This is a genomic window from Gilliamella sp. X-23 (assembly GCF_057063545.1).
The window spans coordinates 1-25,726 of sequence record NZ_JBXSQG010000002.1; the positions used below are offsets into that span (position 1 = coordinate 1).

At 36.1% G+C, this 25,726-nt stretch carries 25 protein-coding genes and 2 pseudogenes; 11 read left to right on the top strand and 16 right to left on the bottom strand.

Annotated elements, in window-relative coordinates; translation table 11 throughout:
* Both ACYH9I_RS01670 and mnmL read right to left on the bottom strand, forming a co-directional pair.
* A partial coding sequence (locus tag ACYH9I_RS01670) for a hypothetical protein (protein ID WP_483558430.1) occupies nt 1–684 on the bottom strand: 684 nt, incomplete at its 3' end.
* Nucleotides 685–1,014: 330 nt separating this feature from the next.
* On the bottom strand, nt 1,015–1,941 hold the full coding sequence (mnmL, locus tag ACYH9I_RS01675; RefSeq protein WP_483558432.1) for a tRNA modification radical SAM protein MnmL/YtqA: 927 nt from the start codon (nt 1,939–1,941) through the stop codon (nt 1,015–1,017).
* Between the two features lie 216 nt (nt 1,942–2,157).
* Between mnmL and ACYH9I_RS01680 the strand changes: the two genes are divergently transcribed.
* The 3 genes from ACYH9I_RS01680 to ACYH9I_RS01690 are packed head-to-tail and all read left to right on the top strand — an operon-like array spanning nt 2,158 to nt 5,723.
* Nucleotides 2,158–3,282 carry a glycosyltransferase family 4 protein gene (locus tag ACYH9I_RS01680; RefSeq protein WP_483558434.1) on the top strand — a complete coding sequence of 375 codons (1,125 nt, stop codon included), beginning with the start codon at nt 2,158–2,160 and terminating at the stop codon, nt 3,280–3,282.
* Nucleotides 3,275–4,078 carry a lipopolysaccharide core heptose(I) kinase RfaP gene (rfaP, locus tag ACYH9I_RS01685; RefSeq protein ID WP_483558436.1) on the top strand — a complete coding sequence of 268 codons (804 nt, stop codon included), beginning with the start codon at nt 3,275–3,277 and terminating at the stop codon, nt 4,076–4,078. Before ACYH9I_RS01680 ends, rfaP begins: the two co-directional genes overlap by 8 nt.
* Nucleotides 4,079–4,094: 16 nt before the next feature.
* Nucleotides 4,095–5,723, top strand: coding sequence for a DUF2813 domain-containing protein (locus ACYH9I_RS01690; RefSeq protein ID WP_483558438.1), 1,629 nt, complete (start codon nt 4,095–4,097; stop codon nt 5,721–5,723).
* 93 nt (nt 5,724–5,816) lie between these two features.
* Here ACYH9I_RS01690 and ettA read toward each other — a convergent pair whose 3' ends face one another.
* On the bottom strand, nt 5,817–7,484 hold the full coding sequence (ettA, locus tag ACYH9I_RS01695; RefSeq protein WP_160401998.1) for an energy-dependent translational throttle protein EttA: 1,668 nt from the start codon (nt 7,482–7,484) through the stop codon (nt 5,817–5,819).
* A 218-nt stretch (nt 7,485–7,702) separates the two neighbouring features.
* On the opposite strand from ettA, the gene ACYH9I_RS01700 reads away from it, so the two are divergent.
* Nucleotides 7,703–8,557, top strand: coding sequence for a YcxB family protein (locus tag ACYH9I_RS01700; protein WP_483558440.1), 855 nt, complete (start codon nt 7,703–7,705; stop codon nt 8,555–8,557).
* Between the two features lie 65 nt (nt 8,558–8,622).
* Here ACYH9I_RS01700 and nfsB read toward each other — a convergent pair whose 3' ends face one another.
* On the bottom strand, nt 8,623–9,267 hold the full coding sequence (gene nfsB, locus ACYH9I_RS01705) for an oxygen-insensitive NAD(P)H nitroreductase (protein WP_483558442.1): 645 nt from the start codon (nt 9,265–9,267) through the stop codon (nt 8,623–8,625).
* Between the two features lie 436 nt (nt 9,268–9,703).
* Here nfsB and leuA point away from each other — a divergent pair, with 436 nt between their 5' ends.
* The 5 genes from leuA (at nt 9,704) to ACYH9I_RS01730 (ending at nt 15,311) form a co-directional block, all read left to right on the top strand.
* Nucleotides 9,704–11,251 carry a 2-isopropylmalate synthase gene (leuA, locus tag ACYH9I_RS01710; RefSeq protein ID WP_091349132.1) on the top strand — a complete coding sequence of 516 codons (1,548 nt, stop codon included), beginning with the start codon at nt 9,704–9,706 and terminating at the stop codon, nt 11,249–11,251.
* A gap of 68 nt (nt 11,252–11,319) precedes the next feature.
* Complete coding sequence (gene leuB / locus ACYH9I_RS01715; protein ID WP_483558443.1) at nt 11,320–12,399, top strand: 3-isopropylmalate dehydrogenase; 1,080 nt, start codon at nt 11,320–11,322, stop codon at nt 12,397–12,399.
* An 86-nt stretch (nt 12,400–12,485) separates the two neighbouring features.
* Nucleotides 12,486–13,886 carry a 3-isopropylmalate dehydratase large subunit gene (gene leuC, locus ACYH9I_RS01720; protein WP_483558445.1) on the top strand — a complete coding sequence of 467 codons (1,401 nt, stop codon included), beginning with the start codon at nt 12,486–12,488 and terminating at the stop codon, nt 13,884–13,886.
* An 11-nt stretch (nt 13,887–13,897) separates the two neighbouring features.
* Nucleotides 13,898–14,500 (top strand): 3-isopropylmalate dehydratase small subunit, encoded by a 603-nt coding sequence (gene leuD, locus ACYH9I_RS01725; protein WP_483558447.1) that lies wholly within the window; start codon nt 13,898–13,900, stop codon nt 14,498–14,500.
* 46 nt (nt 14,501–14,546) lie between these two features.
* A complete protein-coding gene (locus ACYH9I_RS01730; RefSeq protein WP_483558448.1) occupies nt 14,547–15,311 on the top strand; it encodes a class I SAM-dependent methyltransferase in 765 nt (254 codons plus the stop codon).
* A gap of 30 nt (nt 15,312–15,341) precedes the next feature.
* On the opposite strand, the gene ACYH9I_RS01735 is transcribed toward ACYH9I_RS01730, so the two are convergent.
* The 5 genes from ACYH9I_RS01735 to yccX form a co-directional block, all read right to left on the bottom strand.
* Complete coding sequence (locus tag ACYH9I_RS01735; RefSeq protein WP_483558712.1) at nt 15,342–16,757, bottom strand: RNA polymerase factor sigma-54; 1,416 nt, start codon at nt 16,755–16,757, stop codon at nt 15,342–15,344.
* A complete protein-coding gene (lptB, locus tag ACYH9I_RS01740) occupies nt 16,757–17,482 on the bottom strand; it encodes an LPS export ABC transporter ATP-binding protein (protein WP_091349119.1) in 726 nt (241 codons plus the stop codon). The genes ACYH9I_RS01735 and lptB overlap by 1 nt, the downstream gene beginning before the upstream one ends.
* A gap of 1 nt (nt 17,483) precedes the next feature.
* A complete protein-coding gene (gene lptA / locus ACYH9I_RS01745) occupies nt 17,484–18,026 on the bottom strand; it encodes a lipopolysaccharide transport periplasmic protein LptA (protein ID WP_483558450.1) in 543 nt (180 codons plus the stop codon).
* A 3-nt stretch (nt 18,027–18,029) separates the two neighbouring features.
* Complete coding sequence (gene lptC, locus ACYH9I_RS01750) at nt 18,030–18,593, bottom strand: LPS export ABC transporter periplasmic protein LptC (RefSeq protein WP_091349112.1); 564 nt, start codon at nt 18,591–18,593, stop codon at nt 18,030–18,032.
* An 81-nt stretch (nt 18,594–18,674) separates the two neighbouring features.
* The gene (yccX, locus tag ACYH9I_RS01755; RefSeq protein WP_174786400.1) at nt 18,675–18,953 is read right to left on the bottom strand and encodes an acylphosphatase; all 279 of its coding nucleotides are present in this window, start codon (nt 18,951–18,953) and stop codon (nt 18,675–18,677) included.
* Between the two features lie 282 nt (nt 18,954–19,235).
* Here yccX and ACYH9I_RS01760 point away from each other — a divergent pair, with 282 nt between their 5' ends.
* Nucleotides 19,236–19,832 (top strand): CHAP domain-containing protein, encoded by a 597-nt coding sequence (locus ACYH9I_RS01760; RefSeq protein WP_091349107.1) that lies wholly within the window; start codon nt 19,236–19,238, stop codon nt 19,830–19,832.
* An 83-nt stretch (nt 19,833–19,915) separates the two neighbouring features.
* Here the strand turns inward: ACYH9I_RS01760 and ACYH9I_RS01765 are convergent, their stop codons facing one another.
* From ACYH9I_RS01765 to ACYH9I_RS01790, 6 genes and pseudogenes are all read right to left on the bottom strand, one after another.
* Nucleotides 19,916–20,599, bottom strand: a complete 684-nt coding sequence (locus ACYH9I_RS01765) for a GntR family transcriptional regulator (protein ID WP_483558451.1) — start codon at nt 20,597–20,599, stop codon at nt 19,916–19,918.
* A 75-nt stretch (nt 20,600–20,674) separates the two neighbouring features.
* Nucleotides 20,675–20,869: pseudogene (locus tag ACYH9I_RS01770) on the bottom strand (IS3 family transposase); the annotation flags it as partial.
* Between the two features lie 238 nt (nt 20,870–21,107).
* Nucleotides 21,108–21,296 (bottom strand): annotated as a pseudogene (locus ACYH9I_RS01775) (hypothetical protein); the annotation flags it as partial.
* Between the two features lie 495 nt (nt 21,297–21,791).
* Nucleotides 21,792–22,121, bottom strand: a complete 330-nt coding sequence (locus tag ACYH9I_RS01780; protein ID WP_483558452.1) for a hypothetical protein — start codon at nt 22,119–22,121, stop codon at nt 21,792–21,794.
* A gap of 431 nt (nt 22,122–22,552) precedes the next feature.
* The gene (locus tag ACYH9I_RS01785) at nt 22,553–22,882 is read right to left on the bottom strand and encodes a hypothetical protein (RefSeq protein ID WP_483558454.1); all 330 of its coding nucleotides are present in this window, start codon (nt 22,880–22,882) and stop codon (nt 22,553–22,555) included.
* A gap of 14 nt (nt 22,883–22,896) precedes the next feature.
* Nucleotides 22,897–23,916: a DUF4225 domain-containing protein gene (locus ACYH9I_RS01790; protein ID WP_483558456.1), complete on the bottom strand. Its 1,020-nt coding sequence runs from the start codon at nt 23,914–23,916 to the stop codon at nt 22,897–22,899.
* A 13-nt stretch (nt 23,917–23,929) separates the two neighbouring features.
* On the opposite strand from ACYH9I_RS01790, the gene ACYH9I_RS01795 reads away from it, so the two are divergent.
* Nucleotides 23,930–24,265 carry an IS3 family transposase gene (locus ACYH9I_RS01795; RefSeq protein ID WP_483558713.1) on the top strand — a complete coding sequence of 112 codons (336 nt, stop codon included), beginning with the start codon at nt 23,930–23,932 and terminating at the stop codon, nt 24,263–24,265.
* Here ACYH9I_RS01795 and ACYH9I_RS01800 read toward each other — a convergent pair.
* Nucleotides 24,228–25,709 carry a mannitol dehydrogenase family protein gene (locus ACYH9I_RS01800; protein ID WP_091349081.1) on the bottom strand — a complete coding sequence of 494 codons (1,482 nt, stop codon included), beginning with the start codon at nt 25,707–25,709 and terminating at the stop codon, nt 24,228–24,230. The genes ACYH9I_RS01795 and ACYH9I_RS01800 overlap by 38 nt on opposite strands.
* Nucleotides 25,710–25,726 lie beyond the last annotated feature (17 nt).

Below are 25,726 nucleotides of genomic sequence, written 5' to 3' on the forward strand. Positions count from 1 at the left end.
ACCACGACTAACCGTAGTGCCATCTTTATCCTTTATTGCTAACGATATACTCCCCGATGCTATTACTCCCCCTGCCCCCAGTCCATCTCCATCATCATCTCCCCACTTCCCTTGAGTTATTAGACTACTTAAACTAGTAGAGGTTGCACCCGACGGTATTACCATATGAATATGATTAAATGTATAATTACCTCTAGGTAACATTATCGGATTGGCTGCACTCGATGTGTTAGTTGATGGTGTGATAACTCTACCATTCGGCAACTCTATTGCCAAAAAAGTATCAGTATTAGTTGCCTTTGTCTGTCCCCCATCAAACGTTAAATATGGCCTACTTCCGTGAATAGTATTAGCTGTATTTACCGTTAACGCCTGTACTCCCTGCGTATATGGCAATAACAACAATGGCGCAAAGAACAATGCCGATTTAGATAACAATGAAGGTCTAAACAATAATGGCGGTCTTAATAACCACTTGGATATCGGCGATAATTTTGCTGAAGATGTTGTCGAAGAACCCGCCGAAGACAACGCCTGAAAAGACCGCGATGACGGCGTCGATTTCGCTACGCGAAATGACCTCGGTGATAAAAATAAGAATGGAGTCCGGTTTTGACTACCGTGAAAATGAAAAAGATTTAGAACATAGGTTTGGCAGGCCATGTGCCATGTGCCATGTGCCATAAATGGTAACGCATTTTGCTTATCCTGTCAAGTAATTTTTTGTTTTATTTACACTTTTTATAATTGTCCGCTCGACTAACGAGCATTCCCTTGCTTTAAGGGCGATTAAATTATAACCGATTGATTAATTATGCGCTACCTTTTTTGTTAAAAAATCGTAAAGTTTTGTTAATTGCGGGCGGTTAAGCTTTTGTTGGCGTGCTTTGGGAAATGGTTTTGGTGAGTTTTTTTGAATAAAAAAACACCAAATAAAAACTTTAATAAAATCAATACCTTTCCTAACCACTTTTTGGATGTAATTGCATTGTTTTTTCCACAAAAACATTCCCGCTACTCCTTAAAACAATACTCATCCCCAATGGCACTGCCTTGAACACCAAATTGGCGCAAATTGTGATCGACTGCGTTCATTGATTGCCAGTGGTTTTCGCACCAATCTGGCGCTAGCAAGGTTGGCTTTCTGGCGTTGGCGGATATGCGGTGATATAAAATATTGGCTGGGGTTTGTCTGATGATGTCGCCTGCAATATCAACATATTCATCCAATGATAAAATATTGATACGACCAGCTCGCCACGCTTTTGCCATAATACTGCCATCAACAATATGTAATGGATGCAACTTTAAGCCGTCAACGCCACTATTTAATACCCGTTCAAGCGTGATTAAATTATCTTGTTTGGTTTCTTTGGGTAAGCCAATAATTAAGTGCGTGCACACTTTTATACCAAGATTACGAGCTTTTTGTACGGTTTGATGATAATCGTTAAAAGTATGTCCACGATTTATGTCGTGCAAGGTTTTATCGTGAGCGGTTTGTAAGCCCAGTTCTAACCATACTTCAAAACCTTGAGATTGATAACCTGCCAGTAAATCAAGCGCTTCATTCGGTACGCAATCAGGGCGAGTCCCCACACAAAGTCCAACAATATCGGCACTATTTAACGCCTGTTCGTACATATTTTTTAGGATTGCAACTTCAGCATAAGTACTGGTGTAGGCTTGAAAGTATGCAAGATAGCGTTTGGATTTTTTCATTTGATGAGCTTGCGATACCAGTTGATCGGCAATTGATTTAACTTGTATTGATTCATCAATGATCGATGCCACATTACAAAAAGTACACCCCCCCATTCCGATAGTGCCATCACGATTAGGACAGCTAAACCCTCCGTGTAGGGTGAGCTTGTAGATCTTTTCGCCGTATCGACGTTGGAGATCAGAGCCAAAGGTGTTAACCACAAGATGAAGTTGCATAATAGACCAGAATAAGCGTTTTGGGTATTTTACGGAGTTAGTGGGCTGACTTCAAGCTAGATTTGTTAGATTGCACTTTTTGCCAATCAAAAAAACTTAAATAAAATCAATACCTTTCCTGACCGATTTTTGTGCATATTGTAACCGTTGTCGCTATTTTTGCACCTTGCTTATCAACAAGTATATAATAGCCCTTTCTAACTTGAGGCAATCTGCATGCAACTGGCGTTTTGTATTTATAAGTATTTCCCTTTTGGTGGTTTGCAACGCGATTTTTTGCAAATTGCTAAGGCTTGTCAAGCTCGTGGTCACCATGTGCGGATTTATGTAATGGCGTGGCAAGGCGATAAACCTGCTGGGTTTGATATTATTTTAGTGCCTAAAAAGGGTTGGTCGAACCATAGCCGTAATCTATCTTATTACCATTGGGTTAAGGCGCATTTGCAAGCGAATCCGGTTGATTGTGTCGTTGGCTTTAATAAAATGCCTGATTTGGATGTCTATTTTGCAGGGGATACCTGCTTTGCTGAAAAAGTATCGCATAAGGGCTTTTTTTATAAATTGTCTAAACGCTGTAAGCATTATTTGGCTTTTGAAGATGCGGTATTTAATCAACATAGCCAAACCAAAATCATGGTTTTGACTAAACAGCAAATTAGTGATTTTGAGCACTATTACCATACTGATCCGTCTCGATTTTACCTTTTGCCACCCGGTATTGCGCAAGATCGCCAATACAATCATGAGTCGCTAGCTAAAGGTAAGCAATTTAGGCAAGCCAATCAAATTGATGAAGATCATTTTGTGGTTGTGCAAATTGGATCGGATTTTAAACGTAAAGGGGTGGATCGTTCGTTAACTGCCATTGCCGCTTTACCTGATGAATTAAAGCAAAAAGTCACTTTTTTAGTGGTAGGGCAAGACAAACCCGATGCTTATCAAAAACTAGCTGCAAAACTGGGCATTGGGCATCAAGTTCGTTTTTTTGCAGGACGTAATGATATCCCTGACTTTTTATTTGCAGCAAATTTGCTATTACACCCTGCAAGGCAAGAAGCCGCCGGTATGGTTTTGGTTGAAGGATTGGCCGCTGGTGTGCCGGTTATTGTATCGGGCATTTCAGGGTATGCTTATCATATACACGATGCAAACGCTGGGGTGATCCTTGCCGAGCCTTTTGTACAAGCAGATCTCAATCACGCGGTGCAAAATGCCATAACCAATCACGATCAATTACTAACATGGCATAACAATGCGGTACACTATGGCCAGACGGCTGATTTATATCATTTAGCTCAGCGTGCCGCAGATATTATTTTAGGTTGTGATCATTATGAATGAGTTGAAGTTAAAATCCCCTTTTGATGCTTTGTGGAAAGATAAAGATCCGTTTGCGGAAGTTGAGTTAATCTCGGGTAAAGTTTATCGCGCGGTTAAGCAACGTAAGACGTTGAATTTTGAGCTCGATGGCGAATCGTATTTTATTAAAATTCACCGCGGTTCAACAATAAAAGAGATTGTGAAGAATCTTATTTCGCTACGTTTACCTGTTTTAGATGCTAAGCAAGAGTGGGATGCGATTGAGCGTTTGGAGCAAGTTGGCGTTAATACGATGGATGGGCGTGCATTTGGTCGTAAGGGATTAAATCCACTGACTCGTCATTCGTTTATTGTGACAAGAGATCTTAACCCGACTGTGAGTTTAGAAGATTTTACCAAGCCATGGTTAACTAACCCACCTAGCTATCATATAAAGCGTTGTTTAGTTATTTATTTGGCAAAAATGGTCGCCCAAATGCACGCCGCTGGGGTTAATCATCGTGATTGTTATTTGTGTCACTTTTTGCTTGATATTCCACTTTTTGAAAATCATCAGCAAATAAAATTATCGGTGATTGATTTACACCGTGCTCAGGTTCGTAAAACGGTTCCTGTACGTTGGCGTGATAAAGATTTAATTGGGCTTTATTTTTCAGCCATGAATATTGGGCTAACCGATCGCGATATTTGGCGATTTTTGAAAGTGTATTTTAATCAACCTTTAAAAACGATTTTGCGTAATGAAGCTAAGTTAATGGCTAGTACGCATCAAAAAGTTGAACGAATTCGTAAAAGGACAGAAAAGTATCATCTTTAAAGCATAAGGAGGTACCATGTTTATTGAGCAAATGGATATTTCAGGATTTAAAGGTATCAAATCGCTATCTTTAACCTTAAATCCAAGCGTTAGCGTGCTAATGGGCGAAAACCGTTGGGGTCGGTCAAGTTTGATTAGCGCTTTGCAATTGCTGTCACTTGATAATCAGTTTTATCAATTTGTGGATTCTGATTTTTATCACGATAAATACGATGTCTATGGCAATAAGATTGTGATTAAAATAACCTATTGTGAGTCCTATTTTAATGAACTTAATAATCCCATCTATCAACGACTATTACCCGTTGCTTATACTGTTGATCAAGATAAACTGCGTCGAATCACTTACCTTATTACCGCCAATAAACAAGCCGATAAGATTATAACCCAACACTCTTTGGTGGATTTGCAACAAAGAACTTTCGCTTTTGCTGATCACAAGGCGTTAATTGCCCATTTAATTATGCTTAACCCTGTTATGGCACTAAAGAGCTCGATTAGTCTGCAGAATTTACCCATTACCAATCAGCCCTTATCCGAATACTATACTTTGCAACTTTGTGAGCAATTAAAAGCGTATTCGACACAATTGACACAAGATGAGTTACACCGCGGTTTGCAAGCTGCTAGAGCGCTTTTAGAGTATTATTTTGCCGATCAAGAGCACCGTTACCATTATAAGCATGTTGCCCAAAAAGGCTCACCACGTAGTGAAGATTGGAATTCGCTTGAGCGAATTAATAATGTGTTAGATGATCTTGATAACGACTATTTGCGAACTGCACTGTTAGGGATTTTGGGGTCGATCATTAATGCCAAAGGCCATAATACGCTTTCACAACACGCTGTGCCTATTTTGATTTTAGAAGAGCCAGAAAGTCAGTTACATCCGATTATTTTGTCGGTTGGCTTTCGATTGTTGAAGCATCTGCCAACACAAAAAATCATTACGTCTAATTCAAGTGATTTAGTTTCGTTATTTCCATTAGAGTGTCTGTACCGATTGATTCGTCTACCCGATAAAATTGTGCCCAAATATATCACGCCCCAATCTTTTGGGATTGATGATAGCCGGCGCATTTTGTTCCATATTTTTTACCGCCGTGCCAGTGCACTGTTTGCCCGTTGTTGGCTGTTAGTCGAAGGAGAAACCGAAGTTTGGCTACTGCGTGAATTGGCTGAACAGAGCGGTTACCATTTAAGTTCTGAAGGCGTTCAGTTAATTGAGTTTGCGCAATGTGGTTTAAAACCATTGATTAAATATGCTAATAAAATGGGCATTCATTGGTATGTGATAACCGATGGAGATATGGCTGGCAAGAAATATGCCGATACCGTAAAATCGCTATGTGGTGACGATAAAAATCCCGATGATTACTTAACCGTTTTACCAGCCCGAGATATTGAAAACTTTTTATTTAAACATGGTTTTAGTCATGTTTATAAACTTGCTGCTTATAATACAACACAGCATATTGATCTGCCTGTACATCAAATTATTCAAAAAGCGATTCATAAAAGTTCAAAACCTGATCTTGCGATTGCCATTTGTGATGATGCAAAATCACGTGGTATAAACGCTATACCACGTTTGCTAACTGATACCTTTGCCAAAATTATTAAAGTATCTAAGGCGCTAGTTTAAGTCACTAACGTGTAAAAAATAGTTTAAGATTGATATCAAGAAGATAAACCATTCCGCTGGCATCATTTCAGCGGAATGGAATGAAGGTTAAATCTATTTGGTGATTCGTTTATATTTAGCGCGTTTTGGCTCTAATGCCTCAGCACCTAGTGTGCGTTTTTTCCACTCTTCGTACTCGGTAAAGTTACCTTCAAAAAATTCAACATGGCCTTCATCTTGATAATCCAAAATATGGGTGGCAATGCGATCTAAGAACCAACGGTCATGCGAAATCACTAAGGCACAGCCCGGGAACTCTAATAATGCATTTTCCAACGCACGTAGCGTTTCGACATCTAAGTCATTGGTCGGTTCGTCAAGTAACAGAACATTACCGCCTACTTGCAATAATTTGGCTAAATGCACGCGTCCACGTTCACCACCTGAAAGTTCACCTACACGTTTTTGCTGATCAACACCTTTAAAGTTAAAACGACCAACATAAGCACGACTTGGAATTTCAAAATTGCCGATACGCATAATATCTTGACCATTTGAGATCTCATCCCAAACGGTTTTTTTATCATCCATGTTATCGCGGAACTGATCAACCGAAGCTAACTGCACGGTTTCACCTAAAGTAATGGTACCTGAATCGGGTTGCTCTTTGCCCGATAGCATTCTAAATAGCGTGGATTTACCTGCCCCATTTGGACCAATAATGCCAACAATTGCCCCTTTTGGAATGCTAAAAGAGAGGTTATCAATCAACACGCGATCGCCATACGATTTAGTTAGGTTATTGACCTCAATCACTTTATCACCCAAACGTTGCCCAGGTGGAATAAATAGTTCGTTAGTTTCGTTACGTTTTTGATAATCGTTGCTGTTGAGTTCTTCAAAACGGGCTAAACGGGCTTTGCTTTTTGCTTGGCGCCCTTTTGGATTTTGCCGTACCCACTCGAGTTCTTTTTCGATCGATTTACGACGCGCTGATTCGGTCGAAGCTTCTTGCGCTAAACGCTGATCTTTTTGTTCAAGCCAAGATGAATAGTTCCCTTCCCAAGGAATGCCTTCACCACGGTCAAGTTCTAAAATCCAACCAGCTACATTATCTAAAAAGTAGCGATCGTGGGTTACCGCAACAACGGTACCTTCGTAGTCATGTAAAAATCGTTCTAGCCATGCAACCGATTCGGCATCTAAGTGGTTGGTTGGTTCGTCAATTAATAACATATCAGGTTTTTCCAACAATAACTGACAAATAGCTACACGACGGCGTTCACCACCGGATAAGTTTTCAATTTTCGCATCCCAATCAGGTAAACGCAGTGCATCAGCAGCTCGTTCTAATTGGTTATCTAAATTATGCGCATCTTGTGCTTGAATTATGGCTTCTAGTTCCGCTTGTTCTTTGGCTAATTTGTCAAAATCGGCATCAGGATCAGCATAAGCAGCGTACACTTCGTCTAATCGTGCTAACGCCTTTTTAGCATCACCAACCGCTTGTTCAACGGCTTCGCGTACGGTTTGTTTAGGATCTAATTTCGGCTCTTGTGGTAAATAACCAATTTTAATGCCAGGCTGTGGGCGTGCTTCACCTTCAATTTCGGTATCGACTCCTGCCATAATTCGCAGTAAAGTGGATTTACCCGCTCCATTTAAACCGAGTACACCAATTTTGGCACCCGGAAAGAAGCTTAAAGAGATATCTTTTAAAATATAGCGTTTAGGAGGAACAATCTTCCCAACGCGATTCATGGTATAAACATATTGCGCCATAAAACATCATCCGTTTATTGGGTTAAAAATAGCAAAAGGCATTTGCTATATGACTAATGGCGTATATTGTAGCGATTCTGGAGATTGGGTCTAGGGTTATTTGTAATAATGTGAGTAATTTGGTTAAATGGTGTTAACGGTAGATTTATATAAAACCGTTCAAATTCACCCCATGTGCATATATAATCAACAATACCTTAAATTAGATTGTATTTATTATGCAAGAAATAGTCGTTGAGTATCATATCAATCATCAATATATACAAGATTCTTATTATGCATATCTTGGTTCTTTAGATGAAGAATTTACGCAAAAATTAAACAACTCAATTGCCAATAATATGCGAAATTTTGCCATCACTTTCGATAATGAAAAATGGGTAAAACAAAATAAAGATAAAAATGAATTCAGTACTTTTTATTACTCAGATTTATTTCAGGTACATCAAGCACAAAACGGTTTTGTTTTTTTTATCAATAAAACACATTTTGAATTTGTAAGCTACGATCTGTTTAAACCTGATGATCTAATTATGGTTAAACGTTATTTAGAGCCTTACTTTTCTAAAAATCAAGAAACACAAATAGCAGTAATTAAAAATTACGTACTGGACTATCACCGAATTTATACTTTGGCTCGTTATGTATTTCGTAAAACATCCTTATTTTTTATGATAGTAGCGTGTTTCTTTTTTCTTGGTAGTGTTTTATTTTTTTCAAAAAACTTTCTTTTATCTGGCGTGCTGTTTTTACTCTCATTTTTGTCAGTTATTTGTTCTAAAAATAGTACAAAAGAATTCGCAAAAAATAGTGTTAAAACATTAGATGATTCATTTCAAAATATGAGTTGTATTTTTTATGAAGATCGCATTGAATTCATACCTAAGAATATAATATTAACGTTTAATATAAAATATTCTCAATTTTATAAAATTGAAAAATTCAACAAAGGCTATTTGTTCTATATTCAAAAATATGCTTGTTATCTCTGTTTTAACGAAGACTTTACTCCAGAACAACAACAAGTACTAGAAGATAAACTCAAGCAATATCAAAATTATTATCAAAAATGATATAAAGCCATTTTAAGGTATCCCACCTTTTACTAGGTGGGATAATTTGGAAACGTTATTTTTGTTTATAAAAACGTAAAAAGTTGCTCTTTCGATAAGCGTGATTTTGGTCGATGCGCATTGCCGTCATTTTCGGCTCGATAGCCTAATGTGGCTACAATAACACTTTTAAGCCCTTTGCTTTTGAGCTCTAAAATCTCGTCCATTTTTTGGGCGTCATATCCTTCAATAGCCGTTGAATCAATACCTATTGCCGCTGCTGCAAAAAGCAGTTGCCCTAATGCGAGGTAAGCTTGTTTACTTTCCCAATATTGTTGCGATTCAATGGTTGTGCTATTAAGCTTTACAAAGTGCCGACGACCTTGATCTTGTGCTTGTTTAAGATCGGTTGAAGGATATCGACCGTCTTTCTCTTCTTGATTAAGTAGATTGACTAAATGAGCTTCGTCTAATGGTGTTTTAATACAAAAGACAATAGTGTGCGAAGCGCCAGTCACTCTTGGTTGATTAAATTCAAGTATAGCCGGTAAAATTTTATTTTTTGACGCATCACTATCAATAACATAAAAATGCCATGGTTGTGAGTTAACTGATGATGGGCTATTTCTTAAAACAGTTAATAATTGTTCAATCTTGTCGGCAGGAATTTTTTTGGTTGGATCATAATGTTTGGTCGTATAGCGTTTTTGAGAAATATCAACTATGTTCATTGTTATACCCTCGTGAGTTATTCTTTTCATTATTATAATTCGGTTTCATTATGTCTCAACTTATTATTTTAATAGATTTGTCAAATAGCGAAGCAATGCTTATTAGTATTGGGTACTTTGTTTTAATAAAAATAGAATATATTAAGATTGGCTGCAAATAATCATTGACACCACTAATATCATTTGGTAAAAATATCATCAGTTTTAGTCTGTATTAATTACAATCAAAATAGAGATTTTTATGTTTGTTAACTATTTATCACTCGACCTCAGCCTCCTCCTCGCATCAATTTGCGCGGATAGCTTGTGTGTGGAGTAAAAGAAGTAGTTAAATAAAGACTCAACAAATTACAAGAACCCGCGCTAAAGTGCGGGTTTTTTTGTTTTCTTAACTTGAAATACCGTAATAGCGCTAAAATATATAAAAGGAAAAACAATGAGCGATCAAGTCATTATTTTTGATACAACGTTACGTGATGGCGAACAAGCATTACAAGCAAGTTTAAGTGTTAAAGAAAAGTTACAAATAGCGCTTGCACTGGAGCGAATGCGAGTCGATGTGATGGAAGTTGGCTTTCCTGTATCATCACCCGGTGATTTTGAATCGGTACAAACGATTGCTAAAACCATTAAAGATAGCCGTGTTTGTGCCTTATCTCGTTGTGTTGATAAAGATATTGATGTTGCTGCCGAGGCATTAAAAGTTGCTGATCAATTTCGAATTCATACTTTTATGGCAACATCAACCTTACATGTTAAAGATAAATTAAAAATGACATTTGATGATGTCATTGAACGGGCGGTGCACTGTATTAAACGTGCACGTAATTATACTAATGATGTGGAGTTTTCTTGTGAAGATGCAGGTCGTACCCCAATTGATAACTTATGTCGGATCGTTGAGGCAGCAATTAAAGCCGGGGCAAGAACGATCAATATTCCGGATACTGTCGGTTATACTGTCCCTTATCAATTTGGTGGCATTATTCATACCTTATTTGAACGTGTCCCGAACATTGATCAAGCGGTTATCTCTGTGCATTGCCATGATGACTTGGGCATGTCGGTGGCTAACTCGATTAGCGCGGTTCAAGAAGGCGCTCGGCAAATTGAAGGGGCGATGAATGGTTTAGGCGAACGTGCAGGTAATACCGCACTTGAAGAAGTGATTATGGCAATCAAAGTTCGCCAAAATATTTTAAATGTTCATACCAATATCAATCATCAAGAGATTTATCGTACCAGCCAAATTGTCAGCCAAATTACTAACATGCCAATTCCGGGCAATAAAGCAATTATTGGTAGTAATGCTTTTGCTCACTCATCAGGGATTCATCAAGATGGGGTTTTAAAAAATCGTGAAACTTACGAGATTATGACCCCTGAATCAATCGGCTTAAATCAGATTCAATTAAACTTAACCTCTCGCTCTGGACGCGCCGCGGTTAAACATCGTTTAGAAGAGCTGGGTTATCACGATAAAGATTATAACTTAGATCAAGTCTATGAAGCGTTTTTAGAACTGGCTGATAAAAAAGGTCAAGTGTTTGATTATGATTTAGAAGCATTAATCTTTATCAACCAATTGAAAGATGAAAAAGAACATTATGTTTTGGATTATTTTAATGTTCAGTCGGGTTCAACAGTGGTTTCAACTGCTTCAGTCAGTTTATTAATTGGCGATAAAAAGTATTCCGATGCAGCAACAGGTAATGGCCCGGTCGATGCAGTTTACCAAGCCATAAATCGGATTACTGGCGAGCCGATTTCGATTGTCAAATACCAGTTAGCTTCTAAAGGACAAGGCGAAAATGCGTTAGGCCAAGTGGATATTGTTGCCGAATATAAGGGGCGTAAGTTCCATGGTGTTGGACTTGCAACTGATATTGTTCACTCATCGGCGTTGGCTTTAATTAATGTATTAAATAATGTGTATAGAGCAAATCAAGTTGCCCAAGAAAAACAAAAATTACACCAAGATTAAAAAATTATTTGTTTTGCTCGTTTAACAGCAAAATAAGAAGATTAAATGAGATTATAAAGGAATAAAAAATGTCACAAAACTATCATATTGCAGTACTGCCTGGCGATGGCATTGGCCCTGAAGTAATGAAACAAGCCTATAAAGTATTGGACGTTATCCGCCAAAAATATCAACTTTCTATTACTACTAGCGAATATGATGTCGGTGGTGCAGCAATTGATATTCATGGCTGTCCATTACCGAAAGAAACACTAGAAGGATGCGAAAAAGCGGATGCTATTTTATTTGGCTCAGTGGGCGGACCAAAATGGACTAACTTACCACCCGACCAACAACCTGAACGCGGTGCGTTATTGCCACTACGCAAACATTTCAAATTATTTGCTAATATGCGCCCTGCTCGCTTATATCAAGGATTAGAAGATCTTTGCCCATTACGCGCCGATATTGCCGAGCGTGGTTTTGATATTTTATGTATGCGCGAATTAACTGGCGGTATCTATTTTGGTCTACCAAAAGGACGAGAAGGAAGTGGTGCGCAAGAAAAGGCTTTTGATACTGAAGTGTATCACCGTTTTGAAATCGAACGCATCGCCAAAATGGGCTTTGAAGCCGCGCGTTTACGCCGTAAGAAAGTGACATCAATTGATAAAGCTAATGTATTACAAACCTCAATTTTATGGCGTGAAGTGGTGAGTGAAGTTGCTAAAAACTATCCAGATGTTGCTCTTGAACATATGTATATTGATAATGCCACTATGCAATTAGTTAAAGATCCTTCACAGTTTGATGTTATTTTATGTTCAAATTTATTTGGTGATATCTTGTCTGATGAATGCGCTATGATAACGGGCTCTATGGGGATGTTACCTTCTGCCAGCCTTAACGAACAAGGATTTGGATTATACGAACCTGCAGGCGGTAGTGCGCCAGATATTGCTGGTAAAAACATTGCCAATCCAGCAGCACAAATTCTATCTTTAGCATTGCTAGTACGTTATAGCTTAAAAAGAGATGATATTGCCTCAGCTATCGAAACAGCCGTAAATAAAGCATTAGAGCAAGGCTATCGTACTATTGATCTAGCCCAAAAAGAACAGCCAGTATCGACCGATGAAATGGGTGATATTATTTGTAAGTTGATTTAACCGCATGGTTTGATTACAACCGTAAATAAAATAATGCGATAAACTAATTCGTTAGTACTTGTTGTAAAAATAATAAGGAATATGCAATGTCAAAAACACTGTATCAAAAATTATATGATGCACATGTCGTTTATGAAGCACCAAACGAAACACCTATTTTATATATTGATCGTCATTTAGTGCATGAAGTCACCTCTCCACAAGCATTTGATGGTTTGCGTGCAATGAATCGTAAAGTGCGTCAGCCTCATAAAACTTTTGCAACCATGGATCATAATACTTCAACCAAAAGTAATGATTTAAATGCTTGCAGCGAAATGGCTCGCATTCAATTAACTGAACTGGCAAAAAATGCCAAAGAGTTTGGTGTTTCGTTATATGATTTACAAAGCCCATTACGTGGTATTGTCCATGTGGTCGGTCCTGAACAAGGTATGACTTTACCCGGTATGACTATTGTGTGTGGTGATTCACATACCGCAACTCATGGTGCATTTGGCGCACTAGCATTCGGGATTGGCACCTCTGAAGTTGAGCATGTCTTAGCCACTCAAACCTTAAAACAAGGTCGGGCTAAAACCATGAAAATCGAGGTCAAAGGTCAAGTAGCTGAAGGAATCACGGCCAAAGATATTATATTAGCGATTATTGGTAAAACCACTAGTGCTGGTGGTACTGGGCATGTGGTTGAATTTTGTGGTGATGCCATTAAATCATTATCAATGGAAGGACGCATGACATTATGCAATATGGCAATCGAGATGGGGGCTAAAGCTGGCATTATTGCGCCAGATGAAGTGACTTTTGAGTACTTAAAAGGTCGTCAATTTTCACCAAAAGGGGAAGATTTTGAAAAAGCTGTTGCCTATTGGAAAACTCTAAAAACCGATGACGGTGCGCAGTTTGATACCGTGGTCACACTTGAAGGTAAAGATATTGCACCTCAAGTCACTTGGGGAACAAATCCGGGTCAAGTCACGTCCATTGATGCAACAGTACCCAATCCCGAGTTTTTTTCTGATCCTATCGAGAAACATTCCGCAGAACGCGCATTAACTTATATGGGATTAACCGCAGGCACCAAAATGACAGATATTAAGATCAATAAAGTGTTTATTGGCTCATGTACAAATTCGAGAATTGAAGATTTACGCGCAGCGGCGCAAATTGCTAAGGGTCGTAAAGTGGCAGAAGGTGTACAAGCATTAGTCGTGCCAGGCTCAGGTCCTGTCAAAGAACAAGCCGAAGCCGAAGGATTAGATAAAATTTTTATCGACGCTGGTTTTGAATGGCGGTTGCCGGGCTGTTCAATGTGCCTTGCAATGAATGACGATAAATTAGCACCAGGGGATCGCTGCGCATCAACTAGTAATCGTAATTTTGAAGGCCGCCAAGGGCGGGATGCCAGAACACATTTAGTCAGCCCTGCTATGGCTGCTGCAGCGGCTATTACTGGTCATTTTACTGATATTCGCAAACCGTTTTAAGGAGACTTGTCATGGCTAAATTTACAAAACATACCGGATTAGTTGTTCCTTTGGATGCGGCTAATGTTGATACAGATGCAATCATTCCAAAACAGTTTTTACAGAAAGTAACACGTACTGGATTTGGTCAACATGCCTTTCATGAATGGCGCTTTTTAGATGATGCTGGCGAACAGCCTAATCCTGAATTTGTCTTGAATAAACCCCGCTATAAAGGTGCCAGCATTTTATTAGCACGTGAAAATTTTGGATGCGGTTCTTCTCGTGAACATGCCCCTTGGGCATTAGCTGATTATGGTTTTAAGACTATTATTGGTTCAAGCTTTGCCGATATTTTTTACAATAACTCATTTAACAATCAGTTATTATTGGTTAATTTATCCGAAGAGGATGTCAATGAGCTGTTTAAAATTGTCGAAGCCAATGAAGGCATTGAGTTTACCATTGATTTAGTCAATGAAGTTGTTATTGCCGGCGACAAGCAATATACATTTAAAATCGATGCTTTTAAACGTCATTGCTTGTTAAATGGGTTAGATAATATTGGCTTAACCTTACAACATGAAGAAGCGATTAGCGACTTTGAACAGAAAATCCCTTCATTTTTAGCTTAACTTTAACTTTTGGGCGCTTATTTGCGCCCAATAATGAGAATAAACAATGGCAACACATCATGACAATGTAAAACAGCAGTTTGGCGAACAAGCCAATGCTTATTTAACCAGTAAAGTACATGCTCAAGGGCCTGATCTTGAATATTTATCTAACCTACTTATACCACATTCCGAGGCAAGTCTACTTGATATGGGATGTGGCGCAGGTCATGTCAGTTTTATTGCAGCAAAATATGTTAAACATGTTACTGCCTATGATCTTTCAAATGAAATGTTATCGGTTGTAGAGCAAACAGCAAAAGAGCGCGGTTTACAAAATATAACCGTTAAGCAGGGTTATGCTGAATATCCACCTTTTGCTGATAATCAATTTGATATTGTTGTCAGCCGTTATTCAGCACATCACTGGCATGATGTGGGCAAAAGTATTCGACAGCTCCATCGCATAACTAAACCTGGTGGTAAATTAATTATTATGGATGTTGTTTCACCTGGTCATCCTGTACTAGATATTTGGCTACAAACTGTTGAAGCCTTGCGTGACACATCACACGTTCGCGACTATACCCCCGGTGAGTGGTTAACCTTTTTAACTGAATCAGGTTTTGTCATTAATAATATAGCTCGCCACCGTTTAACACTCTCTTTTGATACATGGGTTAAACGAATGCGTACTCCTGAACAGTTAATTGAGGCAATACGAATTTACCAAGAAACAGCAGCTGACGATACAAAAAGTTATTTTGAACTTCAAGCTGATGGTTCTTTTACTACGGATATGATGATTATTGAAACTGAAAAAGTCATTTAAAATAATCCGTTGCCGTAAACAGTTTTAAATTTAAAGCTGTTTACGTTGGCTTGATGAAGGAATTGATAAGGCTTCGCGGTATTTTGCTACAGTTCGACGAGCAATAATTATACCTTGCTCTTCAAGCATTGCGGCCAATTTACTATCACTTAACGGTTTTTTGCTATCTTCTGCTAATATATATTTTTTAATTAAAGCACGAATAGCCGTCGATGAGGCTTCACCACCTGATTCTGTGTTTACATGACTAGAAAAAAAGAATTTTAATTCAAATATTCCTGTAGGGCATTGTAAATATTTCTGTGTTGTCACACGGGAAATCGTTGATTCATGCATATCAATTGCCGTTGCAACATCAGACAAAATCATTGGTTTCATGTATTCAGTACCGTGTTCAAAAAATGCTTGCTGATGCTCAACAATAAATTGACTTACTTTAAGTAATGTTTCATTACGATTTTCAATACTTTTAATAAACCAATTCGCATTTTGCAAATGTGATCGAATATACTGACTATCACTTTCATTTGCTATCTTTTCCATTGCAGCATATTGCTGATTAATACGTAAGCGCGGCATGGTGTCATTATTCAAATCGACACCCCAGTTTCCATTCACTTTTTTTACTAAAACATCAGGGATCACATAATCTGGTGGTGTAGTATTAACTGAATCACCAGGATATGGCTGTAAATTTTGAATAAAATTGACTGCTTCTTTTAACTGCTCATCGCTAGCGCCTAATATTTTTTTTAATGTTCTATAATCATGACTAGCCAATAAATCGATGTATTTATCAATTAGTTGATGAACAAATAACGGTGGTGTTAAATGTTGCACTTGAATAGACAAACACTCTTGCAAAGTTCTGGCCCCAACGCCAATCGGATCAAAATTTAAAATGCGCTTTAATACGGCTTCAACTTCAGCAAGCTCAATTTCATCATTACCCAGCCCTTCAAGTATTTCTTCTGTGGTAACCGTTAAATAGCCCCGTTCATCAATAGCTTCAATAATCGAAATGGCTATAGCCCTATCAGTATCACTAAATGGAGAGAGTTCAAGCTGCCATTCTAAATAATCATGTAATGTTTCGTGAGTTTCACCTTGGTAAATAGGTAACTCATCATGACGATAATCTGAATTCGTTCCTGATGGGGTTCCTGCGGTATAGATATCATCTAACGATGCATCTAATGGGATATCGTCGGGGATCTCTCGGCTATCTAAAGCTTCCCGCGTATCAATATGTTCAATGTCATCGCTTTGTTCAACGTTAATTTCGTCATATTGATCAGCAATTTCAAGCAATGGATTATTTTCTAGAGCAGTTTGAATCTCTTGTTGGAGTTCTAAAGTTGACAACTGTAGTAACCGAATCGCCAATTGTAATTGTGGCGTCATAGACAATTGTTGAGATACTTTCAGTTGTAAACTAGGTTTTATCATAGCCTGAACTCGTTTCCTAAGTAAACGCGTTTTACATATTCGTTACTTAAAATATCATTAGGCGAACCTTCAGCAATTAAATGTCCTTTGTTTACAATATAAGCACGCTCACAAACATCTAACGTTTCACGCACATTGTGATCAGTTATTAATACACCTAAACCCCGATCACGGAGATGTTTAATGATACCTTTGATATCGATGACCGAAATCGGATCGACACCAGCAAAAGGCTCATCAAGCAAAATAAATTTAGGATTAGCCGCTAACGCGCGAGCAATTTCAACTCGTCGCCTTTCACCACCTGATAAAGATTGCCCTATACTGTCACGAATATGCGTAATATGGAACTCTTCAAGTAATTCTTCAGCACGGTCAATTTTTTCATTTTTATCAATATCTTTGCGCGTTTCTAAAATTGCCATAATGTTATCAATTACAGACAATTTTCTGAAAATAGAGGCCTCTTGCGGTAAATAGCCGATGCCTTTTTGTGCTCTCTCATGTAAAGGTAAAATACTGATATCATGATCATCAAGGTAAATTTTACCCGCATTTAAGGTCACAATACCAACCACCATATAAAAAGTGGTGGTTTTACCAGCACCATTAGGCCCCAATAGTCCAACGATTTCGCCTGAATTAACGGTTAAACTGACATCTTCAACAACACGTCGTTTTTTGTATACTTTGGCTAGATTTTCCGCTTTTAAAATTGACATTTTACTTGTTCATCTCTTTAACTTGATTTGGGATGATAGTGCTTTTTACTCGCCCATTTTTACCTGGCTGTGCAAATATTTGCTGTTTTTTGACGTCGTAAGTAATCTGATCACTAATAATATGATTATCTTGTTGAAATAATTCAGCATTACCTTGTAAAACAATATTATTTTGTTTGACATTGTAAATCACTTGTGAAGAATGTCCTGTGACAACTTTATTATTTTGAGGCAAAATTTGCTTATAATTCACTGGATTACCATAAGCTGTAATTTTTTGTTTTTCTGTATCTTGCATTTCAGTGATAACAACTTTATCCGCTTTTATGGTTAATCCGTCTTGAACAATCACCACATTGCCAATAAATGTAATAGTATTATTTTCAATATCAATTTGTTGATTATCAGCATCAATTGCAATGGGTTTATTATCGGCAAATATCTTAGGATTTTCTGATTGCGTAATCGGTTCATTTGCAAAACTACTTAAAGAGATAGGTAGCAATAAAATGAAGGAGCAAACAATTTTTTTTAGCGAACTCATGTTTTATTTTGCCTCGGTGTTATAATATGTTTTTACATTTTCAAGTATGTTAGCCGTTTTTGCACGTAAATCGCCAGCTAAACCAATACCGGTTGAATAAAACCCCACCCCATTAATGATGACAGGATCTTTTGATGTAACTAACTGTGAAGTTAAATCTACCACTGCATTATCTGTTTTCACTTGTTTTAATTGAGCTTCTTGTGTCAAATTATCTAACTGTACATCATGATAAAGGTACAAAAATTTATTACTCGTTAACGTCGCTTTCTTTGCTTTAATATGCCATGTAGCTACATTCTGTTGATCATAAATGGTGAAATTAGGCAAATCAAATTCAGTATTATCTGAATCATCATAATGCCTAACATGACTCGACTCAATTTTATACACAAGTTCACCTGATAAGTCGTAAATATCTGTCAACATCTCATCACTTTGATAAATCGGTTTATCTGATATATCTTGGGTAGATTGGCTTGCAACCCCATCTCCTTTTTGATAATTGTAATAAACACCGATAACAGCAATAAGAAGTAAAAGGCAGATCAGATTTTTTTTATTCATAACATACGTTAATCACGTTAATAAGAAATTATTATTTCGAATGTTCAAAATTTTATATATTTTACTTTATTTTTCGTTAAATTAATATCGAACATTAAAAGAAGTTAAATCGTTTTGTGGCAATAATTCATAAATTTTTACATGCGAAATACGTGACGAAGCAGGTCCGCCATTTTCAATCCATTGTGTTAATTTTGCTATTTGTAAACTATTACCTTGAGCAATAATTTCAACCTCGCCATTATCTAAGTTCCGGACATATCCAACCAAACCAAGCTGTTGCGCTTGCTGATATGTAAAAAAACGAAATCCAACACCTTGCACTCGTCCTTTCACATTTATTTTAACTTTCTTAATCATCCTACAATCCCTCCGCTATTATTAACTCAAACATAGTTATCGTAATGATGAATAGGATTATACAAATTGTCAGCAGAAAATAATCATTCATGATCATAAGTCACTAACTTATACAAAAATAGATGTTATTGTACTCATAATTACTACACTAGTACGTTTAATATAAAATAACGTAATAATATTACTATTAAGTTGTTATTATTTAGATTTTTTTTATTTTGTTTTTTTAATAAAATAACAATTAGAATTAATAATAGATTATAAAAACAATGGAAATAAAAAATGCTATTAAACTATAAAAAAAGTCTGTTCTTATTTTTGCTATTATCAATATTAAGCTACTATATACTTTATTCGTGTGCTTTTGCCAATGTTGAAATTAATAACCCCCAAATTGGTAAAGTCGTTGACGAATTTAATGGTGTGAAAGTCTATTATAACGGTAGCATCAATAATGTAAGTGGAAGAAATATTGCTAAAGACGGCTATAACTTAGGTTTGAAATATCAATGTGTTGAATTTATTAAACGCTATTATTATCAACGCTTTAATCACAAAATGCCTAATAGCTATGGGCATGCAAAAGATTTCTTTGATCCATTAGTTGCTGATGGCAAAATTAATCGACAACGCAATTTATTACAATTCCACAATGGCTCACCTACTAAACCGCAGGTGGATGATATTGTTGTCCTTAATTGGTCTAGCTATGGGCATGTAGCTATTATCAGTAAAGTAACTGATACCGAAATCGAAATAGTGCAACAAAACCCAGGACCTAATGCAAGCAGTCGAGCAACGTTTCCTTTAATGTTTAAAAATGGAATATGGACAATAAAGATTGCTGGCGCTTTAGGCTATTTGCGTAAAAATAAATAATCATTCAAATAAATCAAGTTATAAAAAAGATAAACGACATATTTATTTACAACAAAAAGAACAATCCATAGCTTTAATAAATACTAATCAACAAACCATTCATTTTTCTGCTTAGACACTATTTTTATTGTCTCTAAAATAGCCGATAAATGTTCATGTTGAGCTATAGCAGCAAGCTCAGGATCATGATTTTTTAAAGCTATCAGAATTTTTTCGTGTTGTTTAACAAGATCCTCTGGCGGAGAAATCTGTTCTAATGAAAGAAATCTGACTCTATCCATCATTGCTTTAATGTTCTCGACACTTTCCCAAGCCATTTGGCAGTCTATCACATTCATTAAAATTTGATGAAACTCATCATCTTTTTCAAGAAAATAATGAATATTCTTATGTTTATTAGCTTCTTTTTGTTCATCAAGATTTTTTTGTAGCAATAAAATATCTGCCTCACTAATCCTTAGTGCAGCTTGTTTAATAATTGCACACTCAACAGCATCTCGGATAAATTGGCCATCAATAACTTTTTTAATCGATATTTTTGTAACAAATGTTCCTCGTTGAGGAAGAATTTGCACAAGTCCCGCTTCAGCTAATTTAATGAACGCTTCTCTAACCGGTTGCCTTGAAACACTAAATTGACTAGAAATTTCTTTTTCTGACAGTAAAACACCAGGCAATACTTGACAAGTAATAATCGCTTTTCTTAATTTACGGTAAATTTGTTGATTAACTGGTTCTGAAATATTTAAGTCGGCAGATTTAAACATATATCATTCTTATGGTAAGGAACAAAATAAGGGAGAATAGTAGGATATTTTTAGGTATAAGAAAAGTTTTTTTGATTAGAATGGAAACACATTTTCAAACAAAAAATTAAGGGGTAAGTGTTTTTTAAATTTAACGGGAGGCAAATAGCCTAACGAAGAATATAATCGTTTATGATTATACCAATAAGCATAAACCGAAAAAGCGCATTGTAACTCAGCCGTTGAGTTGAAACGTTGGCCTTTTACAAATTCCGTTTTAATTGTTTTAAATGTCGCTTCCGCTACCCTTTGTCATTAGGTTAAATCCGCAACAACAATTTGTTCTTTATCACCTACATCAAATTGTCGTTGCAGGTGATTTTTGTCGATTTTTGATTGATACGCTGGTTATCACGCAGTTTATCTAAACAAATCAAGACAGCGTCATTTTTGTGAAAAAGTTTTAGGATCGCACCATGTTTATGTAAAAAACCAATTAACATCAAATTGATATCAATAGACGGTATTATCGAGTTTGCTGTTTTGTTTCATTTTTAAGTACAGGTAAACGTTTGGTATCAACGTGTAGTATTTCACCCGGATAGATTTTGTTATAGCGTTTAGCCAAATTGGTGACCGTTATTTTTTCTTTATGATATAAGCGCCATATTTCTTGTCTGTGATAAGGCGTTAATTTTGTTTTTTTATGTATATTCATTACAGTCGTTTCTCAAATTACTGTAAACAATGTGAGGAATTTCTACAATTTGTTTGGAAGGTAATGCGACAGTTGTTAATGGTGGAAAGCTAACTTCACTAAATTCATTATTATTTCCATTTTTTCTTTTTCTTTTTTAAATACTCTTTTGGGCTTTCTAACCAGGATATTGGAAAAAGACTATAAACAATTAGAAATATAAATGCTGATAATAAAAGAGGACCATAATCTTGATTAGAACGGACTATAATTTTAAGTTCACTTACAATTATAATTTGGATACCCAGAGCAATATAATTGAAAACCAACATAATGCACCTTTGCCATTTCAACTTTTTATTATATTGATAATCACTTATTGTATATTTTCTAAAGCGATAAGTAATAATAATAGGCAAAATAGAGAAAAAGTAATACGCAATGTAAATCAATACAATCATCTGTGTTATTTCTCTAGTTGTTAATGGTGGGAAGCTAACTTCACTAAATTCATTATTATTTCCATTTTTTCTTTTTCTTTTTTAAATACTCTTTTGGGCTTTCTAACCAGGATATTGTAAAAAAATTATAAATAATTAAAAATATACATGCTGATAATAAAAGAGGGCCATAATCTTGATTAGAACGAACGATACGTTCGAGTTCACATGCAATTATAATTTGGATACCCAGAGCAATATAATTGAAAACCAACATGATGCGCCTTTGCCATTTCAAACGTCTATTATATTGATAATCACTTATTGTATATTGTCTAAAACGATAAGCAATAATAATAGGCATAATTGAAAAAAAGTAATACGCAATGTAAATCAATACAATCATCTGTGTTATTTCTCTAGTTGTTAATAGTGGAAAGCTAACTTCACTAAATTCATTATTATTTCCATTTTTTCTTTTTTAAATACTCTTTTGGGCTTTCTAACCACCCTATGCTAAAAATGTAAATACAAATAAATATTCCTGATGAGAAAAGTAAAAGCTCATAGTCAGAACTATAGTTATGGATTGTTTTTCTATGTCCGGCAATAAACGCCTCGAAAAAAGCAACGATATAATTTAAAAACAACATGATGCGTTTTTGCCATTTCAACTTTTTATTATATTGATAATCACTTATTGTATATTTTCTAAAGCGATAGGTAATAATAATAGGCAAAATAGAGAAAAAGTAATACGCAATGTATATCAATATAATCATCTATGTTATTTCTCTAGTTGTTAATGGTGGAAAGCTAACTTCACTAAATTCATTATTATTTCCATTTTTTCTTTTTCTTTTTTAAATACTCTTTTGGGCTTTCTAACCAGGATATTGAAAAAAAGTTATAAATAATTAAAAATATATATGCTGATAATGCAAGAGGACCATAATCTTCATTAGAACGAGCGATACGTTTAAGTTCATATCCAATTATAATTTGAACAGCTGCAGCAACATAATTAAAAACCAACATAATGCACCTTTGCCATTTCAACTTTTTATTATATTGATAATCACTTATTGTATATTTTCTAAAGCGATAAGTAATAATAATAGGCAAAATAGAGAAAAAGTAATACGCAATGTAAATCAATATAATCATCTGTGTTATTCCTGTTATTCAATAGAACCTTCTTCAATATGGCCATCAAAATATTGCCGATATGTAGTACCATCCAAGCGCGTACACAACGAGTAATTAGGTTGGTCATCTACATCAGATTCACTACCTGTAACACGTATTACTATTGTACAACTATCTACAATTTTCTCTATATTATCAATCTTTTCTGGTTTTGAAATATATAAATTTGTCTCACTACTTTCATTATCTTTAACTAATATATTTTCAGCCTCTTGATAAATTTCATATAATGATATACCATCACTAAATATTTCAGAACCTAACAACCATTTATTCATCTGTCTATATGCTCGTGTCAAATCCTTTCTACCATAATGAAATAATTTGAATTTTGCTGAATTAGCGCGATTAAATTGATTAATTGCAAAACTTTTATCTATTTTAGGAACTAATTTAAGTTTACCATGTACGGATATACCGATATCAACTAAATCATAAGCCAAAGAACCGGCCTCTTTAGACATTCCTAATCCTACCGCCGCATTTTGATACACTGATTTTAAAAAACCATCTTCATCGGTTATCCCTTCTTGAATACTATTAACTCCATGCGCTGCTACATATGAGCCAAGTATACAACCCATACCAGTTGTGCACATTGCAACCCCCGTCACCATCAAGCCTGCACCACCTAAAACACTTAGTCCCCGACCTATCCAGTGAATACTTTGATCCCATAAACTCTTTTCTTCAGATTTTATCGCTTCTGAGCCTTGTTCATAACTCATCGCTCCGCTTTCGACTTGATTTACAATGTGCGTGGCAAAATTATTAATATCATCAATAAAATCTTGTTTTATATCATCATGGTAAAGGTGTTTTTCACAAACTTCATGCGCACAATCAAGTAAATTTTGAGTGTCAAGGCGAATCTTTATTTTATCTTCATTTGATGCTACTAATGAATTAATTTGTGTGTGAATATCATTTTGCGCGATTGTTGAAAATGTATTATTAATAGAATTTGACTTATTTGTATAATAGGGTGCCACATCAACAAAAAGAATAAGAGTTAATCGCTTAAACTCAACGGCTGAGTTACAACGCGCTTTTTCGGCTTATGCCTATTGGTACAATCATAAACGATTACATTCTTCGTTAGGCTACTTGCCTTCCGTTGAATTTAAAAAACACTTACGCCTTAATTTTTTGTTTGAAATGTGTTGCTATTTCAATGAAATAAATATAGAAAGGTTATTTGTACTAAATTGGAGTACAAGTGAAAAGTGTAACGCCCTTGCAGGTAATTACACTTTGTTTTTATTAATTATGTTAGTTGTGTTAGTAATGTTTAAAAAAAACTTTAAAAACTTTCTGCTAATTGTTCAACTGACTTTTTAGCGCCAGTATCCCGCAAAGCTAAATAAGCTTTAGTTACCTGTTCAACAAAACATTTATTGTTAGGTAGATCATCACCAAATACATGTGATAATGACAATAGCGATTTTACCCGTTCTTGATTATCTTGGCTGTTTGCTACTAGTTCTTTCAACTTATCAGCAATTGGATCACTTATCTCAATCATCTTACCTGCATCATCAGTCCCACTTACATATCTCATCCAAGCTGCAATACCTAAAGCTAGACAATCAAAAGGTGTGTTATTCGCTAAATGAAAACGGACTGAATCGAGCATACGTTGGGGTAATTTTAAAGTACCATCCATGGCTATTTGCCAAGTACGATGTTTTAAACCTGTATTGCGATAACGATCAAGCAACGAATCGGCATAAGCCTGTAAATCAACTCCTTTTACTCGTAATGTGCTTGCTTGTTCATTTATCATCAAATGTCTTGCAGCTTTCACATAATTAGGATCTTGCATGCATTCATCAATATGTAAATAACCTGCTAAATAGCCTAAATAAGCTAAAAACGAGTGACTACCATTTAACATACGTAGCTTCATCTCTTCATAAGGCAAGACATCACTAACAAGTTCAGCACCGGCTTTTTGCCACTCGGGTCTGCCAGCAACAAAGTTATCTTCAATAACCCATTGCTTAAATGGCTCGCCGGCAACCCCAGCCGGATCTTCAATACCACCCAGTTGTTTTTGGATTTTTTCCATGGTTTCAGGTGTCACGGCAGGTACAATTCGGTCAACCATTGTTGATGGGAATGTCACATTTTGGTCGATCCAACTAGCCAAACTTGGATCACGTTGTTTGGCTAACGCCAAAACAACATTACGTGTCACATGACCATTTTCTGGCATGTTATCACAAGACATTACCGTAAACGGTTTTAAACCTTTTTCTTTACGTAAACGTAATGCCTCAACGATCAGACCCGGAACAGTTTTCGGTTTAGCTGCATTTTCAATATCGTGTTTAATCAGCGGGTTATTTAGATCAATTGATGCCGTTGACGGTAAATAACAATATCCCTTTTCAGTCACAGTTATTGAAATGATAGCGATTTCAGGGCGTGTCATAACTTCTAATATTTTTGCAATACCATCAATATCAGCATGTAATGCCTCTTTGGCAACCCCGACAACTCGTGAATTCCAATTATCATAAGCCATTTCACACACACTAAATAGGTAATCTTGCTGCTTTAAATCTTCAATTTGTTTTTCACCACCGATTAAATTAACTTCACAATATCCCCAATCGCTTCCATATTTTGTTGCCAAAATGTCAGTAAAAACGGCTTGATGAGCACGATGAAAAGCACCAAAACCAAGATGAACTATTTTAGTTTTAAGCTTATTTCTATCATAGTTCGGTACAACTACCTTTTCAGGTAGTTGTGATAAAGTTAGATTTGATAGTTTCATTATTTTTCCTTCAAAAC

What these genes read in the sequence shown, in the direction of transcription:
- ACYH9I_RS01785 (WP_483558454.1), bottom strand. Translation starts at nt 22,882, where the DNA reads ATGATTATATTGATTTACATTGCGTATTACTTTTTCTCTATTTTGCCT.
- yccX (WP_174786400.1), bottom strand. Translation starts at nt 18,953, where the DNA reads ATGATTAAGAAAGTTAAAATAAATGTGAAAGGACGAGTGCAAGGTGTT.
- leuA (WP_091349132.1), top strand. Translation starts at nt 9,704, where the DNA reads ATGAGCGATCAAGTCATTATTTTTGATACAACGTTACGTGATGGCGAA.
- rfaP (WP_483558436.1), top strand. Translation starts at nt 3,275, where the DNA reads ATGAATGAGTTGAAGTTAAAATCCCCTTTTGATGCTTTGTGGAAAGAT.
- mnmL (WP_483558432.1), bottom strand. Translation starts at nt 1,941, where the DNA reads ATGCAACTTCATCTTGTGGTTAACACCTTTGGCTCTGATCTCCAACGT.
- nfsB (WP_483558442.1), bottom strand. Translation starts at nt 9,267, where the DNA reads ATGAACATAGTTGATATTTCTCAAAAACGCTATACGACCAAACATTAT.
- ACYH9I_RS01680 (WP_483558434.1), top strand. Translation starts at nt 2,158, where the DNA reads ATGCAACTGGCGTTTTGTATTTATAAGTATTTCCCTTTTGGTGGTTTG.
- ACYH9I_RS01800 (WP_091349081.1), bottom strand. Translation starts at nt 25,709, where the DNA reads ATGAAACTATCAAATCTAACTTTATCACAACTACCTGAAAAGGTAGTT.
- ACYH9I_RS01690 (WP_483558438.1), top strand. Translation starts at nt 4,095, where the DNA reads ATGTTTATTGAGCAAATGGATATTTCAGGATTTAAAGGTATCAAATCG.
- lptB (WP_091349119.1), bottom strand. Translation starts at nt 17,482, where the DNA reads ATGTCAATTTTAAAAGCGGAAAATCTAGCCAAAGTATACAAAAAACGA.
- ACYH9I_RS01730 (WP_483558448.1), top strand. Translation starts at nt 14,547, where the DNA reads ATGGCAACACATCATGACAATGTAAAACAGCAGTTTGGCGAACAAGCC.
- leuD (WP_483558447.1), top strand. Translation starts at nt 13,898, where the DNA reads ATGGCTAAATTTACAAAACATACCGGATTAGTTGTTCCTTTGGATGCG.
- leuB (WP_483558443.1), top strand. Translation starts at nt 11,320, where the DNA reads ATGTCACAAAACTATCATATTGCAGTACTGCCTGGCGATGGCATTGGC.
- ACYH9I_RS01700 (WP_483558440.1), top strand. Translation starts at nt 7,703, where the DNA reads ATGCAAGAAATAGTCGTTGAGTATCATATCAATCATCAATATATACAA.
- ACYH9I_RS01765 (WP_483558451.1), bottom strand. Translation starts at nt 20,599, where the DNA reads ATGTTTAAATCTGCCGACTTAAATATTTCAGAACCAGTTAATCAACAA.
- ettA (WP_160401998.1), bottom strand. Translation starts at nt 7,484, where the DNA reads ATGGCGCAATATGTTTATACCATGAATCGCGTTGGGAAGATTGTTCCT.
- leuC (WP_483558445.1), top strand. Translation starts at nt 12,486, where the DNA reads ATGTCAAAAACACTGTATCAAAAATTATATGATGCACATGTCGTTTAT.
- lptA (WP_483558450.1), bottom strand. Translation starts at nt 18,026, where the DNA reads ATGAGTTCGCTAAAAAAAATTGTTTGCTCCTTCATTTTATTGCTACCT.
- ACYH9I_RS01760 (WP_091349107.1), top strand. Translation starts at nt 19,236, where the DNA reads ATGCTATTAAACTATAAAAAAAGTCTGTTCTTATTTTTGCTATTATCA.
- ACYH9I_RS01780 (WP_483558452.1), bottom strand. Translation starts at nt 22,121, where the DNA reads ATGATTGTATTGATTTACATTGCGTATTACTTTTTTTCAATTATGCCT.
- lptC (WP_091349112.1), bottom strand. Translation starts at nt 18,593, where the DNA reads ATGAATAAAAAAAATCTGATCTGCCTTTTACTTCTTATTGCTGTTATC.